Raw genomic sequence first — 16,200 nt, forward strand, 5'->3', positions numbered from 1 at the left:
GTTGAGTTTCATCGAAAGTGTGGCCGCAGACGCACCGGACCATGTACCAGTACACCGAGTTTGACAAATCATTCGTGCGCAGCCGCGCTGCGCAGTTTCGCGACCAGCTCGAGCGTTGGCAGTCCGGAAAGCTCAGCGAAGACGACTTTCGCCCACTCCGTCTTCAAAACGGATGGTATGTGCAACGGCACGCGCCGATGCTGCGCGTGGCTGTCCCATACGGCGAGCTGTCGAGCGCGCAATTGCGCATGCTCGCGCGGATTGCGCGGGAATACGACGAGCCCGAGGCCGACATATACCGGCTTGCCTGCGAGGCACAAAGAAAGCTCGGGACCACCCACTTGCCTACGCACTACGCGCATTTCACCACTCGCACCAACGTCCAGTTCAACTGGATTCCCCTGTCAAAAGCAGCGGACGTGATGGACCTGCTCGCAAGCGTCGACATGCATGGCATTCAGACCAGCGGCAATTGCATCCGCAACATTTCCTGCGACGAGCGCGCCGGCGTCGCCCCGGACGAAATCGCCGACCCGCGGCCCTTTGCTGAAATCATGCGTCAATGGACGACGCTGCATCCCGAGTTCGCGTTTCTTCCGCGCAAGTTCAAGATTGCCATCACTGGCGCGGCCGAAGACCGGGCCGCGACGGATTGGCACGATGTCGGTTTGCGGCTCCTGAAAAATGACGCAGGCGAACTGGGCTTTCGGGTGACAGTCGGTGGAGGGATGGGCCGCACGCCAATGATCGGCGTGGTGCTGCGCGACTTTTTGCCGTGGCATCAAATCATGAACTACATCGAGGCGGTGGTGCGGGTATATAACCGCTACGGCCGGCGCGACAACAAATACAAGGCGCGCATCAAGATTCTGGTCAAGGCCGAGGGTCAAGGATATATCGACGAGGTAGAGGAGGAGTTCCGCCAGATCGTCGAACGCGACGGTGGTCCGCACACCCTCCCTCAAGCCGAATTGGACCGCGTCAGCGCGTCGTTCGTGCCACCCGGTCTGAACAGCCGGATACGCCAGAGCGACGAGCGTGTCAGTTCAGATCTGCGGGCGCAAGCGGAGGCCCATCCGCGTTTCGGCCGTTGGCTGCAACGCAACGTGGCGCACCACAAGCATCCGGCGATGCGCGTTGTCACGCTGTCGTTCAAACGCCTGCTTCAGGCACCTGGCGACGCGTCCGCCGCTCAGCTCGATGTTGTCGCCGACCTGGCCGAGCGATTTTCCGCAGGAGAAGCGCGCGTGACGCACACGCAAAACATCGTGCTGCCCTGGGTGCATGTCGACGATCTGTTCCTGCTCTGGAAAGCGGCTTGCGACGCAGACCTCGCCAGCGCGAACGTCCATCTGCTCACCGATATGATTGCGTGTCCCGGCGGCGATTTTTGCGCGCTCGCCAACGCACGTTCGATTCCCATTGCAGAGGCGATTACCGAACGATACCAGGACCTGGATGAACTCGACGACATTGGCGAGGTCGACCTGCACATCAGCGGCTGCATCAACTCATGCGGCCATCATCACAGCGGTCACATCGGCATTCTCGGCGTCGACAAGGACGGACAGGAATGGTACCAGGTGACGCTCGGCGGTTCGGACGGCAAAAGCTCGAGCGGCGCGGCGCAACCCGGAAAGGTCATCGGCCCGTCATTCTCCGCGTCTGAGGTGCCTGACGTTATCGAGGCGATTCTCTCAACCTACCGCGATATCCGGAACACAGCCGGAACACGGGAGACGTTTATTCAAACTTTGAAGCGCGTCGGACTGGAACCGTTCAAAGCAGCAGCCAACGACGCTCGCCGGAAGGCGGAGGTTTCCCTGTGACAAACGGTACTCGCCTGCGAATCTTGACGGCGGCAGAACATCTCGCCGACGGCGTCACGCCCGCGCTTCAGCTCGGCAACGACGCTGACCCGATGACGCTTGCCGACCAGATTGAACAGAATGGCCGCATCGACCTGCACTTCCCCCACTTCACCGACGGACGCGCGTACAGCCAGGCCTATCTCCTGCGCCGCAGGCTCGGATTCAAGGGCGATTTACGCGCGACTGGCGACGTTTTGATAGACCAGCTCGTACAGATGGAAAGAACTGGATTTTCGAGCGCGGTGCTGAAAGAGGGTGTCGACCCGGCCGACGCGAAACGGCAGTTCGAACGTTTCCCCGGGTTCTACCAGGCCGACGCTGCGCAGACGCCAACGGTATTTAAAACCTGAATCGCTGAACCCGGCCGGTCCCGAGCGGTTGCCGGGAAGCAGACTGTCGTTTTCACGTCTGCCCCCTCAGCCGTTTACCAAAGTGAGCAGGTCAGGCGCTTAACGCGCCCGCCCATCTGCTCTCTGCTGCGCGGCCTCGTTCAACAAAACCTCAGAAACTCGTGCGCAAACCAATCCGCGCGAGCGTCTGCGACCGGTTGCTCGCCGCGCCGTCCGGTTGCAGCAGGCCGTTGATCCACGCCCGCGTCACGGCCGCATCACCGCTCGCGCGCTGATAGATCGCTTCGACATACGCGGTTGTGCGCTTCGAAAAGCTGTACTGCAGCGCCGTCGTGATCTGTTGCGCCTTGTTGTTCAGGAGCACGTCGTTACCTTTCATGTACGCATAGTCGAGGCCGAGCGTCCACGGCCCGGAGATCGTCCACGACGCGCCACCCTTGTACACATCGATCTTCGCACCGCTCGCGGTATTTTTGGTGTTCGTGTACAACAACATCCCCAGCACACTACCGAAGTTGTAGTGCGCGCCAAAGCCAAAATTGCGAATGCCGTCGTGACCGTTGCCGAGTTGCGGGTACTTCACTTCGACATATGCCGCACCGACTCCGAATGGACCGTTCGCATAGTTCGCGCCGAAGCTCATCGTCGAGTCGGAGGAGAACGAACCGGGCACGCCGCCGAATCCATAGAGCGCGCCGAACGTGAAACCCGAGATATCCGGGCTGCGGTACTTGACCGAATTCGCCACGCGGGTCGCGCCCGCCATCCGGTCGAAATCGAACGATCCGGTCGGATTGTTCGGCACGCCGAGTGCGGTAAACGGCCCCTGACGAAAATCGTAGATACCGCCGAACAGGAACGCGCCATCATAGAGCCCGAGCGTCAGCGTCTCGAACATGAAGTCGTACTGGTTGCCGAATGTGAGCGAGCCGAAGCGGTCGTTGGCAAGTCCGACCAGGGCCGTGCGGTTGAAAATCTGGCCCGCACCTGGAATCGTCGCGCCGTTGCCCAGATCGAATTGCGACGTCAGTTCGAAGATCGCCTTGTTGCCGCCGCCCAGGTCTTCGCTGCCTTTGAAGGTCAGCAGATCCGGCGACAGCACGCCGCTGTCGAACAGTGTCGCGGCGCCGCCATGCTGGTTGTTCACATACGTGACACCCGCATCGATCACGCCCTGCAGCGTCACGCTGCTTTGCGCGCTTGCGATGCCCGGCGCGATGAATGCAAACGTGCAGCCCGCTATCGCCAGGCGCTTTGGCTTCGTTCTCTTCATGCCTATCTCCTCCAGTCGTTATTGAATATTTGCCCTTGCTCGATGCGAATGGCGACCGGCGTGAGCGCCGCGCCCTCACACGGGCCGTCGATGCACAGGCCGTCTTCGAAGCGGAACATCGCGCTGTGATGCGCGCACATCAGCAATTCGGCGTCGTAGGCCCAGAAGGTGTTCGGCTCGTAGTTCAGCGGAATCGAAAAGTGCGGGCACATGTTGCGATAGGCCCAGACCTCGTCGCCGCGGCGCAACACGACAACGCCTGGCGCGCCGGTTTGCTCGGCGGCAATTTCAAGCGCGCCGCCATCAGGAATGTCGTCGAGCGCGCACAGGAAGCCCGCCCGAGATTCGGGACTCGCCACGTTCATCGCCTTGCCTCCTCATACACGCCGTTGAGACAGTACGAAGTCGCGCTGGACCTCGAAGAACGGGCTCGGCAAGTCCCACTCTTTGGCGGCTGCCGCGTTATCGTTCGGCACGTAGTCGATCACGAGCGACGGCTTCGCGCCGAACACCGCGTCGGATTCAACGTACGGGTCACCGGCGGAATACAGCGCAGTCGTCAGCGTTTCGTACCCGGGTGCCTCGATCATGAAATGGACGTGAGCGGGCCGCATCGGATGACGTCCGGTCGCCATCAGCATCTTTCCGACCGGACCGTCGGTCGGAATCGGATAGCTGGTCGGTTTGATGGTTCTAAACGCGTATTCGCCGTTCGGCCCCGAGCGGAATTTGCCGCGCAGATTGCTCTCTGGCTGATCGGGGTCCTGGCCTTCGTACATGCCGTTGTTCGCCGTTTCCCATACTTCGATGAGCGCACCGGCCACCGGCGCGCCGCGGTCGTCGACCAGACGGCCGTGAATCAGCGCCGGCTCGCCTTCCGTGCGCGCGATGTTGGCGCCGAAGGCTTCGTCTTTTGCGCCCTCGCGATAGAACGGGCCGAGCAGGCTGCTCTCGGTGGTGTCGCCCTCGCGAACGTGATTGATCGCATCGACCATGATCGACAGGCCGAGGGTGTCCGACAGCAGAATGAATTCCTGGCGGATGCCGCTGCACTTGTCGCCGGTGGCGGTGAGAAACTCGATACCGCGGCGCCATTCGTCGCCGGTCAGTTCGACCTCGTTGGCAAACGCATGCAGGTGCCTGACCAGCGCGATCATGATCTGCTTCAGGCGCGGATCGGTGCAGCCGGCAAACGTCTTGAGCACATTCTGGGTAAGCGGATGGATGGCTTCGTCGTTCATCATCGACCTCATGCGCGGTGTGCCGCCGACGGCGCGTCGAGCGAATCGGTCGCTCCGCCTGGCGAAGGTTGCTGGGACGGACCGGCGTCGGGAAACACCACGCGCCGGCCCACGGGGAACAATTGCAGGCCGTAGCGGCGCGACACGAAGCCCCACAGCCCTTGCGGAAAGAACATCGTCACGACGATCGCCAGCGTGCCGAGCCCGATCAGATACCAGGTGCCGAAGTCGGACAGAAACTGATTGAGCACGAAGAAAATCAGCGCGCCGACGATCGGTCCTTCGAGCGTGCCGAGACCGCCGATCATCACGATAAAAATACCAAATGCGGTCCAGTTCACCGAGAACGCGGCGTCGGGCGAAATGCGCAGGTTGCCGACGAAGTACAGGCCGCCCGCCAACGCCGTGCCGCACGCGGACACCAGATAGACGATTAGCCGCGCGCGTTTCACATCGACGCCCTGGCTACTGGCCGCCACCGCGTTGTCGCGCATCGCGGTCAAGGCGAGACCGGCTTTCGAGCGCAGGAACAGATACAGCAGTCCGATCGCCGCCGCGACGATGGCGAGCGCAAGCCATAGCGTCAGCGATTCGCGCAGCGCACGCGGCACGGCCTGCAGCGCGGTGAGGCTGGTGCCGGAACCGCCGCCGAGCACCGACACGTTCGCCACTGTCAGCCGGAACACTTCCGCGATCACCCATGTGCCGATCGCGAAGTAGCCGCCTTCCAGCCGGAACGCCACGAGCGACACGGGAATCGCCACGACCGTCGCGATCACAGCTGCGATCGGTACGGCAACGAACGGCGAGAGTCCGCAATAGTTCGCGAGGATCAGCATCCCGTAGCCGCCGATGCCGAAGAACGCCTGCTGCCCGATCGACACCATGCCGCCGTAACCCGCCAGCAGGTTCCACATCAGCGCGAACACCAGATACGACGCGAGCTGCACGAAATCGCGCATCGCATCGCGTCCGGCCCACCATGGCGCGCTCGCCACCGCCAGCGCGACGATCAGCAGCACGATCGCCGCTACCCGGCTCGCGCGGGTCGCGCGCCGCACTTCGAAGCCCGTTGCGGGCGAGTTCAAATGCATGATCATGTCGAGCCTCTATGCGGTTTTGGGCAGCAAGCCCTGCGGCCGGGCCACCAGCACGCCGAGAAACACCACGTGGCCGAGCCAGATGCCCCAGCCAGGATCGAAATAAAAGCCCACCTGCTGCGCAACGCCAAGTGCCATGCCGCCGACGAAGGTACCCCAGAAAGACCCCATTCCGCCGATGATCACCGCTTCGAACGCGTACAGCAGCAACGCCGGGCCATCGGTCGGCGAGACCGCGGTGCGCATCGAATAGAGCGCGGCGGCCACCGCGATCAGCACAAACGCGATGCCCATCGCCAGCGCGTAGGTGCGGCGGTACGAGACGCCCATCAGTTGCACGATCTCACGATCGTCGGAGGTCGCGCGAAACGCGCGGCCGAGCGGCGTGCGGCCGAACAGCCACTGCATGGCGAAAGCCAAAGCGGCGGTGACGACCAGGGTGACAAGCGGCAGATAGCCCAGCGTGATGCCGCCCGCGAGCGTGATGCTCTTCGACTCGAAGCTGCCGGTTGCAACCGAACGCGGATCGGCGGAGAACACCTGTTGCAACACATTCTGGATCACGATCGACAAGCCGAACGTGACGATCAGCGAAGGCAGTGGATCGCGGCTACTGACCCGGTTGAGGATCGTGTACTGCACCGCATAACCCGCGCCGAACGCGATCACGAGCAGCAGCACCAGCGCGACGGCGAGCGGCAGATGCGCGTAGTTCGTTAGCGCGAACAGCACGAACACCAGCAGCACGATGAAGTCGCCGTGCGCGGTGTTGGTGAGCCGCATCACGCCGAACACCAGCGACTGCCCCATCGCGAAGAGTCCGTACAGCGCGCCGAGCAATACGCCCTGCACGACGATATTGATGAACGTAGTCATACGACCGCTCCAAAATACGCTTGCGTGATCGCCTCGTCCGACACTTCGGCCGATACACCCGCCAGCGATACGCGTCCTTCCTGGAAGCAATAGAAGCGCGACGATACGCGGCGCGCCAGCTGCACGTCCTGCTCGACGACGATGGCGCTCATGCCGTCCGCGACGATCGCGGGCAATGCCGCGTAAATCTCGCGCACGATCACCGGCGCGAGGCCGAGCGAAAGTTCGTCGCACATCAGCAGATCGGGATTGCTCATCAGCGCCCGGCCGATCGCGACCATCTGCTGCTGGCCGCCCGACAACGCGGTAGCCGCATGGTGACGGCGCTCCTGCAACGCCGGAAACAGCGCGTAGACGCTCTGCAGATTCCAGCGTCCCGGCCGTTTGCTATATGCGCCGAGCAACAGGTTTTCTTCGACGGTGAGGCTCGCGAACAGACGCCGTCCTTCCGGCACCAGCGCAATGCCCTTGCCGACGATGTTCGCCGCAGCCGCGCCGCCAATCGGCTCGCCGCGATACAGGATCTGCTCGGCGGTGCGCGTGCGCAGCAGACCCGCCACCGATTTCAGAAAGGTCGATTTGCCCGCGCCGTTCGAACCGATCAATGCGATCACCTCGCCGGACGCGACCGTCACGTCGATTCCGAACAGCGCCTGGAAGTCGCCGTAAAACGCGCTAAGCGCGCGTGTTTCCAGTAATGCCGACATGGTCATGCCTCCAGTCCGAGGTACACCCGCCGCACTTCGGGATCGTCCATCACGGCGGCGGGCAGACCCTCGGCCAACCGTTTGCCGAAGTTGATGACGAGCAGCCGGTCGGCCACCGCAAGCAGCGCATGCACGACATGTTCGATCCACACGATCGTCACGCCACGCTCCTTGACGCGGCGAATCTCGTCGACGAGTTCGTGCGTTTCGGGTTCGGTAAGGCCGCCGGCGATCTCATCGAGCAGCAGCAGTTGCGGTTGCGTGGCGAGCGCGCGGGCCAGTTCGAGGCGTTTGCGGTCGAGCAGCCCCAGCGTGCCGGCCAACTGGTTGGCGCGGGCTTTGAGGCCGGTGCGGTCGAGCACGTCGATGCAGACGTCGTAGGCGGCGTGTTCGGCCAGTTCACCGCCGAAGGTCGCACCGACCAGCAGGTTTTCGAAGACCGTCATGCCGCCGAACGGCCTCGGCACCTGATACGAGCGGCCGATTCCCGCCGCGCAACGGCGATGCGGCGGCAAGTGGTTCACGTCCGCGCCGTCGAATTCGACGCTGCCCCGGTCGGGCCGCACGTCGCCGCTGACGAGGTTGAACAATGTGGTCTTGCCGGCGCCGTTCGGACCGAGGATGCCGTACGTCTCCCCGCGTTCGACTGCGAAGCTGATGTCGTCGGTCACCTGTAGCGCGCCGTAGCGCTTCGATACGCCGGTTAGTCTGAGAACTGGGTTCATCGCCGCTCTCCGCTATGACTGTGAATTCACGCGATCAGCTTGAGCGGGCCGGATAGCGGCACGCTCGGCGCGAGCTGGTTATTGACGATCGCGAGATCGAAGCGGTGCTTCTGGCCTTTCACCCATTGCCCGCCCACAAGCGGCGTCTTCGCAACATTCTTCACCGGCCCGCTGCCCCACGCGACATGGCCGACCAGCGTGTCGAGCCTGGTCGACGCCACCGCGTCGCGGATCGATTCATTCGAATCGATATCCTTCGCGCGCTTTAACGAATCGACCGCGATTTCGAACAGTGCGTGCGCGAAGCCGATCGGCTGGGTCCATTGTTTCGACGTCACGCGCTCGTAGTCGTCGGCGAGTTGCCGCGCGCTTTGGCCGGTCAACGACGACTTGAACGGATGCGACGGCGACCACCACACCTCGGTGGAAAGACCCTCGCCGAGATCGCCGAGCGCTTCGATCGAGGTCGGAAACAGCAGCGCCTTGCCGATCGAAATCACCTTGGGTTTCAGGCCTTGCTGACGCGCCTGGACGAGAAAGTTCTTCGCATCGGGCGGGATCACGACGCCCGTGACGATCTGCGCATTCGCCTGCTTGAACGACGAAATCTGTGCGGAAAAGTCCTGCGTCATGCTCTGGAAACGCCCCGGGTCCTTCAGCGTGAAGCCCTTTTGCGCGAGCACCGGCGGAAAGCCGAGCTTCGCGTCGCCCCATGCGTTGCCGTCGCCGTCGTTCGGGAACAGGCCACCGACGCTGCGATTCGTCTGCACCGATTGCCACATGCCGGTGAAAACGGCGATCACGTCCTCCAGGCCCCAGAAGAAGTGATAGGTAAAGCGGAAACCCTTCTTCGGATCGCCCTTTCTGCCGAAAAACCACGGCTGCCACGGCACCACCGTCGACACGCACGGCATCTCGTTCAGCTCGCACGCGTCGCTGACCGGATTCGCGGTCTCTGGCGTGCCCGACACGAGCATGATGTCGACCTTGTCCTTGAGGATCAGATCGTTCGCCACTTCGCCGGCGCGATTCGGATTCGACTGGCTGTCCTTGACGACAATCGACACCGGATACGTTTTGCCGCCGATCACGATGCCGTTTTTCAGCGCGGTCTGCATTTGCTGGATCGTGAAGCGGTCCGCTTCGCCGAACGGCGCGAGCGGTCCGGTTTGCGGCGAGACGTAGCCGATTTTCAGCGTGCGCGGGCCGGCAGCGAAGACGAGCGGCGAGAACGCCGAGGTCGTCGCGGCGAGCGCGCCGCCCGCCGCGAGTGTGACGAAGCGGCGACGCTTCGCATCGAAGGAATGTGCGTCCATGGTTGTCTCCTGAATTTTTTGTATGAGTGGGATCGAGCGCGCTAGTCAGGCCGTCTCCCGTCGAAGGCGGCTTCGAGCAACGCGCGCAACGGAATCCGTTCGACCGGCCGCGGATTCCAGTAAGGGTTCTTCAACGCGAAATCGAGCGCGACGTCGAGATCGGTTGCGGTGAGGCCGATGTCTTTCAGCGCGGTGGGCGCGCCGTGATCGCGTGCGAGGTCGAACACGGCCTGCGCGGCATCGTCGGCGTGAAGCGCGCGAGCGATACGTTGCATCGCATCCGGTGCGGCCTCGCGGTTATAGGCCAGCACGTGCGGCAATACGATCGTGTGCGTCTCCGCGTGCGGCAGGTTGAACGTGCCGCCGAGCGTATGGCACAGCTTGTGATGCAACGCCATGCCGACGCTGCCGAGTACCACGCCGCATAGCCATGCGCCATATAAGCAGTCGCCACGTGCCGCGAGATCGCCGGGTTGCTGCATCACGCGAGGCAGCCCCTGCCCGAGCGCGCGGATGCCCTCTTCCGCCATCAGCGCGATGATCGGATTCGCGTCCTGCGCGTAGAGCCCTTCCGCTGCATGCGCGATCGCGTTGATGCCGCTCGTCAGCGACAACCCAGACGGCAGCGACGTCGTCAACGCCGGGTCGTAAATCACCGTCTTCGGCAGCACGCGCGGATCGCGGCCGGTCTTTTTCACGCCGCCCTCGGTGAGGCCGTAAATCGGCGTCATCTCGGAGCCTGCGTAGGTGGTCGGAATCGCGATGATCGGCAGCGAGGTTTCGAGCGCGATCGCCTTGCCGAGACCCGTCGTCGAACCGCCGCCTATCGCAATTGCGCAATCGGCGCCGACCTGTGCGGCAAAGTCGCGTGCCGCACGCGCCGTTTCGATAGGCACGTGCATCACGGCTTGCGCATAGACGCCCGCCGCCCGCGAGCCGAGGCTTGCGGCCAGTGCTTCGGCCTGCGCACGCTGTTGCGGCGTGGACAGCACGATCGCCCGCTTCGCACCCAGCAAACCGATCTCGCGATCGAGCTGGTCGAGACTGCCCGCACCGAAGATCACGCGTGACGGCAGGCCGTTGTAGATGAACGGTTCCATGGCGGTTCAGCGTGGGTAGTAAGGCGGAATCTGCGCGTCCACGTTGACCCAGACCGACTTGGGCTGCGTGTATTCGCGCATCGCTTCGAAACCCATCTCGCGGCCGTAGCCGCTCGCGCCGACGCCGCCGAACGGCGACGCGGGGCTCACGCGCTTGTAGCAATTGATCCACACCATACCCGCGCGAATCTCGCGAGCCACCAGATGCGCGCGTTGCAGATCACGCGTCCAGAGGCCCGCGCCGAGACCGTATTCGGTGCCGTTGGCAATTGCCAGCGCCTCTTCGTCGGTACGGAATTTCGTGACCGTCATGAACGGGCCGAACACTTCCTCTTGCGAGACCCGATGCTCGGGCTTCGCTTCGACGATGGTCGGTTCGACGTAGCAACCGTTCGCTAGCGCTGCGTCGTCGGGCGCCTTGCCGCCCGCGAGCACACAGCCGCCCTGTTCGCGCGCGACGTCGACGAACGACAGCACACGGTCGCGATGCTGACGCGACGTCAGCGGTCCCATTTCGGTCGACGGATCGAGCGGATCGCCGATCCTGATCGTGCGGCTGAGCGCGACGAACTTCTCCAGTACTTCATCAGCGATCGATTCATGCACGATCATCCGCGAGCCGGCGATGCACGCCTGCCCCTGATTGTGGAAGATCGCGAATGCGGAGCCTTGCACAACGGCGTCGATATTGGCGTCGCCGAATACGATGTTCGCGCCTTTGCCGCCGAGCTCGAGCTGCACCTTCTTCAGATTGCCGCTCGATGCCTGCACGATCTTGCGGCCCACAGCCGTCGAACCGGTGAAGGCAACCTTGCTGATCTCCGGATGCTCGGCGATGTACTGCCCGGCCACGTGGCCCAAACCCGGCAGGATATTGACGACGCCGTCCGGGAAGCCGACTTCGGCCATCAGCTCGGCAATCGCGAGACTCGACAGCGGCGTGAGTTCAGCGGGCTTCATGATCACGCAGTTGCCTGCGGCGAGCGCGGGCGCCATCTTCCAGCTCGTGAACATCAGGGGGAAATTCCACGGCACCACTTGCCCGACGATACCGACCGGCTCGCGCGTCATGTAGTTCAGAAAGCCTTGTTCGACCGGAATCACCGAGCCTTCGAACTTGTCGGCCATGCCGCCGAAATAACGGAACGTGGCCGCGGTGCGCGGCACATCGAGATTGCGCGTGTCACGGATCGGGTGGCCGGTGTCGAGCGATTCGAGCCGCGCGAGCGCATCGGCGTTCGCTTCGATCGCGTCGGCGAGTTTGAGCAGCAAGCGCCCCCGCTCCATCGCGGCGAGATTGCTCCACTTCGGAAACGCCGCTTTTGCCGCTGCCACGGCGCGATCGACGTCGGCCGGTCCGGCCATCGCGACTTCGGCGATCACCGAGTTGTCGTGCGGATTGAGGGAGGCGAGCGTTTCGCCGTTTGCGGCCGGCACGAAGCGGCCGCCGATGAAGAGTTGCGTTTGCATATCAATCCCGCGCAAGTAAAACCTGGACGTGACATCCCCCGCGGCGCCAGCGGTCTGGCGCCGTTCGATCGACGATCGGAGGGAATGCCGGCGAGTTACATCTGGATCGGATACGGCGGCAGTTCGCCGCTTTCGTAGCGCTTGGGCAGATCGGGCGTGGCGTTCTCCCACACGAGCAGCATTGAACGCTTCTGCGAGTAGCCCTTGTGACGGATGTCCGCCGGCATCGCGGCGATATCGCCCGCGTTCATGGTGATGCGTGCGCGCGGCTCGCCGCTATCCTTGTCGGCGACATCCCAGATGATCTGGTCGGACAGTTGCAGAAACCACTCGACGCGGTCGTTACCATGAAACACCGGCAGCACGAATTCCTCGGTGGTCGGGCAGAACAAGCTTTGCTGACAAACCGAAGTCACCGACGGATTCCACGTCACGTCCGAGCGCGACAGGTACTTGAAGAGGCTGAATGCGTGCAACGCGCCTTCAAAACCGGGCTCCGCATGAATCTCCGGTTCGTCCTGACCGACGTCGGCGAACTGCCGATTGACCGGCAAGTCGTCGCGCAACGGCGAATCGCCTTCGAGTCCCGGCATGCGCCTGGTGGCGATCCGCGTGCGCTCGATCGCAGCGATGTTGTCGCCATGCTTCGCGCCGAACGCGGAGCCGGTTTCTTCAGGCGCAGCGAACGGATCGAAGCCTTCGTTGACCCAGTCCCTCAGAATCGCCTTGAAGGTCGCCATGATGAGCGGCGTGTCGAACTGCTGCATATGATCGACGCCCGCTTCCTTGAAGTTCGCGTTATACGCGCCGGCGTACATGTCGACCTTGCCGTAGTGATTGCGCGTGCCGATCACTTCGTCGAAATTGACCCAGCCGTAGAAGAAGCCCCACGCGACATCGCGCATCATCGCGCGCAGGAAGTCGTCGGCGTGCATCTGGTGCGAGCGGATCTGACCTTTGGCAGGCCATCTGACGGTGGCGAAATACGCATCGCGGCTGAACTCGAAGTCGCCGAGGCGGAACACGCGATAGCCGGTAACCGCATCGGCCTCGCTCGCGGTGACGTTTTGCAGGGTGCTGGTTTTGTCCATGACGGGCTCCAGGAGAGGATCGATCGTGTAGCGGGAATCAGTGGATGCAGATGTCGGCCCACTTCTCGACCGAATAGCGTCCGAGGATCGTCTGCACGAGCAGCACGCCCTTCGTCACCGCTTCGAAACGGTAGGCGGCGCCCGCGGGCAGCAGCGCCTGGTGGCCGCGGCGCAGCCGCACATAGCCCATCGACTGGCCGGACGGCTGGCCGTCGAGCCGCACGCTGCCTTCGGTCTGTGCGTCGACGAGCGGCCCGTCCGACGGCTTGATGAAATAGACGTCGATCTCGCCGTCGAGCACGACCGCGAATTCGTCGTGCGACGCAGCAAACCACGGCGAGGAACCTTCCGCGCGCAGCGTCTCGATCACATACTTGAGATTCTTGCCGACGACGACTTTCTCGTAGGGCTCAGCGCGGCTCGCTACGTCGAACACATTCGACATCGCGTAATGCTCCGGTTTGCCCTTGATGATTTCGATGGAGCCTTTCCGATAATTGTCCAGGCTGCCGAACCAGGTCTGTTGCATGTCTGCCTCCAGTTGATTTACGAATGCGTTGCCTGATTCGAAGATTAAGTGGCGGCAGGCGCAACAGCAATGTTCCGAGGGTCGGGAAACGCGAACCATGGGTGCATCAAAATCCCGCCAGGGAAACTACCTGGTGGCGAATCCGGACAGGCGCGCGGCGAACCTCAGTCCTCGGCCAGTTCCTCGCCGACGCTTTTGGTCTCGTCGTCCGGCGGCGCAATGCCGAGCGCCTTGTCCCACTGCGGTTCGCGCAGATAGCGCGCACGCAGGAAGTCGACGAAAGCCTTGACCTTGGTGGTCGAGCGGTGCGACGCGGGATATACCGCCGACAGCCACAGCGGCGGCGCAGCGTACTCCGGCAGCACCCGTTCGAGGCGATGCTCCAGCAGATCGGCAGCCGCGACCATGGTCGGCAAATAAACGACGCCCGCGCCGGCTCGCGCGAACTCCAGCAAGAGGTGCACGCTATTGGTTTTCAGCACCGGATTCAGCGCGATTTCGAAGCATTCGTTGCCGCGCATCAGCGGCCACTTGTCGCCCCACGGATAGTACGAATAGCGGGCGAAATCGTGCCGAAGAAGGTCGAGCGGTGTTTCGATCAGCGGCTCTTCCTTCAGATAGCCGGGCGCGGCGCACAGCACGCCGCGCACCGGGAACAGACGCCGCTCGACCAGCAGATTGGAGGCCGGCGGATAAATTTGCAACGCCAGATCGAAGCCTTCCTGAACCGGATCGATGACCCGGTCGTTCACAGTCACGACGAACTCCACGCGTGGGTACGCGGCGCGGAATTCGATCAGCGTCTGCGAAAAGTGTCCGAGTGCGAAGCCCGGCAGCACGTGGACGTTGAGCGTGCCGGCCAGCGCTTGCGGGTCGCCCCGCGAGCGTCCGGACAGATCGTGGACTTTGTTGACCAGTTCGGCGCACTCGCGGTAATAAGTCTCGCCCAGTTCCGAAAGGCGCACGGCCCGCGTCGAACGATGAAAGAGCGGCACGCCGAAATGGTCTTCAAGTTGCTTGACGCGCGAGGTCACCACCGATTTGGCAACGCCCAGCTGGCGCGCGGCGCCGGCAAAGCTCTGCGCTTCCGCGGCCCGCACGAACGCTTCCATCGACATGAAGAGGTCCATGTTGTCTCCTGTGGCCGCTGTGCCCGCGGCCTGCTATGCGGCTGAAGTGTAATCCTGTTTGCGAGGTGTTGCGCCGCGCGAGAAACTCGTGCTTTCAGCGCGCTTACGAGAAAGCCGGCATGCTCCGCGCATCGAAAAATCGGCAAAACTGAGACGCACGGTCAAGCGAACCGTGGAAATGCTGAAATAATCGAACCCAATTGGAACAAGCTCGGTGTGCTGGATCAGATCGTCGCTTTGCTTGAAGTGGCTGAGCAGGACGCCGGGACGGAGTTCGCGCGAGAGGCGGAAGAAGTGGTGAGCTAACGGCGGATGCTCTGGTGTCGCGAAGCACACGCACCCACCCTTCCGTTCGCCAGGTATAGCAAAGCGGTTGTGTAAAACGTATGTTCGACGCCGGTCAAAAAAAGCCGGCGCGAAGCCGGCTTAAGAAGTCCCGGCCGAGGGCGACCAGAACCTGAGAGACGTATTCGCGATGATCGGTGGCCCCGTCATCCCTATCAGCGGGAACGGTTCCCCGCTTGGTCGTTATGATGAACGGCGCCCCCGATGGTCTCTTTTCTCGTCGCTCGCCGTTCAACGCTATTCTTCTATGGGTGGCCGGCGGGGTGTGTGCGGCGGCGCACAATCCATCGCGACATTCGCGGCGCGCTCACGCGTCTTGCGACTCAATATTCCACGAGGATGGTCACGCGGCGATTCGCGGCTCGCGCCGCCGCGGCGTCGCCGATAATCAGGGGGAAATTGTCAGCCCTACCGATCGCGGCCATCCTGTGGGCTTCGATTCCTTTGTCGGCGAAGAATCGAACTACCGCCCCTGCGCGTGCCGACGACAGCTCCCAGTTGGATTCGTATTTCGTCGTCGATATCGGCACACTGTCAGTGTGCCCCTCTACGAGGATGTTGTTTTTTGAATGGTCGCGCAGCACCACAGCGACCTGGCTCAACACGCCGAAAGATTCCGGCAACAAACGCGCGTCGCCCGAGTTGAACAGGATTTTCGCGTTGATTGCGATTTCAACGCCTTGTACGACATTCGAAATCGTAATCTGCCGTTTGTCCTGAAGCGGCGCTAACAACGATAGAAGCTGCCTCCTTGCGGCATCCGGCGCGCCCGGCGCAACGATAGGCGCGTCAGCGCTGCCGGTGCCCGTCACCTCCTTCACTGCCTTCACCTCGTGATGCTCGAGCATCTTTATTTCAAGCTCTCTATTTTTCGCCAACTGCAGCACATAAAGCGCAAGGAACAACACCATCAGCGTGGTGATGAGGTCCGCGTAGGAAATCAGCCAGCGCCCGGACTGCTCCTCGGCATCGTCGCCTTTCCGATAGCCGGCGTTGTCTGACACAAGGCGCTTGTTACCCGAGGAGGTGTTCATACACGAAACGTCTATTTCCAGATTGCGTTTGAATGGGCCGGC

General features: G+C 62.7%; 17 protein-coding genes. 2 read left to right on the top strand and 15 right to left on the bottom strand.

Features of this window, described 5'->3' with window-relative positions:
* The first annotated feature begins 41 nt into the window (after positions 1–41).
* Complete coding sequence (locus WN982_RS33095; protein WP_341316232.1) at positions 42–1,829, top strand: nitrite/sulfite reductase; 1,788 nt, start codon at positions 42–44, stop codon at positions 1,827–1,829.
* Positions 1,826–2,221 (top strand): DUF934 domain-containing protein, encoded by a 396-nt coding sequence (locus WN982_RS33100; protein ID WP_341316233.1) that lies wholly within the window; start codon positions 1,826–1,828, stop codon positions 2,219–2,221. Before WN982_RS33095 ends, WN982_RS33100 begins: the two co-directional genes overlap by 4 nt.
* Positions 2,222–2,372: 151 nt before the next feature.
* Here WN982_RS33100 and WN982_RS33105 read toward each other — a convergent pair whose 3' ends face one another.
* The 15 genes from WN982_RS33105 to WN982_RS33175 all read right to left on the bottom strand — a co-directional run bounded on the left by WN982_RS33105 (position 2,373) and on the right by WN982_RS33175 (position 16,158).
* Entirely contained in the window at positions 2,373–3,494 is a 1,122-nt protein-coding gene (locus WN982_RS33105; RefSeq protein WP_341316234.1) for a porin, read from the bottom strand.
* Between the two features lie 2 nt (positions 3,495–3,496).
* Positions 3,497–3,859 (bottom strand): Rieske 2Fe-2S domain-containing protein, encoded by a 363-nt coding sequence (locus WN982_RS33110; protein WP_341316235.1) that lies wholly within the window; start codon positions 3,857–3,859, stop codon positions 3,497–3,499.
* A gap of 12 nt (positions 3,860–3,871) precedes the next feature.
* The gene (locus WN982_RS33115; RefSeq protein ID WP_341316236.1) at positions 3,872–4,735 is read right to left on the bottom strand and encodes an intradiol ring-cleavage dioxygenase; all 864 of its coding nucleotides are present in this window, start codon (positions 4,733–4,735) and stop codon (positions 3,872–3,874) included.
* An 8-nt stretch (positions 4,736–4,743) separates the two neighbouring features.
* Positions 4,744–5,835 (bottom strand): branched-chain amino acid ABC transporter permease, encoded by a 1,092-nt coding sequence (locus WN982_RS33120; protein WP_341316237.1) that lies wholly within the window; start codon positions 5,833–5,835, stop codon positions 4,744–4,746.
* A gap of 9 nt (positions 5,836–5,844) precedes the next feature.
* Entirely contained in the window at positions 5,845–6,711 is an 867-nt protein-coding gene (locus WN982_RS33125; protein WP_341316238.1) for a branched-chain amino acid ABC transporter permease, read from the bottom strand.
* The gene (locus tag WN982_RS33130; protein ID WP_341316239.1) at positions 6,708–7,418 is read right to left on the bottom strand and encodes an ABC transporter ATP-binding protein; all 711 of its coding nucleotides are present in this window, start codon (positions 7,416–7,418) and stop codon (positions 6,708–6,710) included. The genes WN982_RS33125 and WN982_RS33130 overlap by 4 nt, the downstream gene beginning before the upstream one ends.
* A gap of 2 nt (positions 7,419–7,420) precedes the next feature.
* Positions 7,421–8,143 carry an ABC transporter ATP-binding protein gene (locus WN982_RS33135; protein ID WP_341316240.1) on the bottom strand — a complete coding sequence of 241 codons (723 nt, stop codon included), beginning with the start codon at positions 8,141–8,143 and terminating at the stop codon, positions 7,421–7,423.
* A 26-nt stretch (positions 8,144–8,169) separates the two neighbouring features.
* A complete protein-coding gene (locus WN982_RS33140) occupies positions 8,170–9,459 on the bottom strand; it encodes an ABC transporter substrate-binding protein (RefSeq protein WP_341316241.1) in 1,290 nt (429 codons plus the stop codon).
* A gap of 41 nt (positions 9,460–9,500) precedes the next feature.
* Complete coding sequence (locus tag WN982_RS33145) at positions 9,501–10,559, bottom strand: maleylacetate reductase (RefSeq protein ID WP_341316242.1); 1,059 nt, start codon at positions 10,557–10,559, stop codon at positions 9,501–9,503.
* 6 nt (positions 10,560–10,565) lie between these two features.
* On the bottom strand, positions 10,566–12,029 hold the full coding sequence (locus WN982_RS33150) for an aldehyde dehydrogenase family protein (RefSeq protein ID WP_341316243.1): 1,464 nt from the start codon (positions 12,027–12,029) through the stop codon (positions 10,566–10,568).
* A gap of 95 nt (positions 12,030–12,124) precedes the next feature.
* A complete protein-coding gene (locus tag WN982_RS33155) occupies positions 12,125–13,120 on the bottom strand; it encodes a hydroxyquinol 1,2-dioxygenase (protein WP_341316244.1) in 996 nt (331 codons plus the stop codon).
* A gap of 37 nt (positions 13,121–13,157) precedes the next feature.
* Positions 13,158–13,649, bottom strand: a complete 492-nt coding sequence (locus WN982_RS33160; protein WP_341316245.1) for a hydroxyquinol 1,2-dioxygenase — start codon at positions 13,647–13,649, stop codon at positions 13,158–13,160.
* Positions 13,650–13,813: 164 nt separating this feature from the next.
* The gene (locus tag WN982_RS33165) at positions 13,814–14,779 is read right to left on the bottom strand and encodes a LysR family transcriptional regulator (protein WP_341316246.1); all 966 of its coding nucleotides are present in this window, start codon (positions 14,777–14,779) and stop codon (positions 13,814–13,816) included.
* Positions 14,780–14,812: 33 nt separating this feature from the next.
* The gene (locus WN982_RS33170; RefSeq protein WP_341316247.1) at positions 14,813–15,115 is read right to left on the bottom strand and encodes a hypothetical protein; all 303 of its coding nucleotides are present in this window, start codon (positions 15,113–15,115) and stop codon (positions 14,813–14,815) included.
* A gap of 332 nt (positions 15,116–15,447) precedes the next feature.
* Positions 15,448–16,158, bottom strand: coding sequence for an OmpA family protein (locus WN982_RS33175; protein ID WP_341316248.1), 711 nt, complete (start codon positions 16,156–16,158; stop codon positions 15,448–15,450).
* Positions 16,159–16,200: the final 42 nt, after the last annotated feature.

The organism is Paraburkholderia sp. IMGN_8, from assembly GCF_038050405.1.
Taxonomy (GTDB): Bacteria; Pseudomonadota; Gammaproteobacteria; order Burkholderiales; family Burkholderiaceae; genus Paraburkholderia.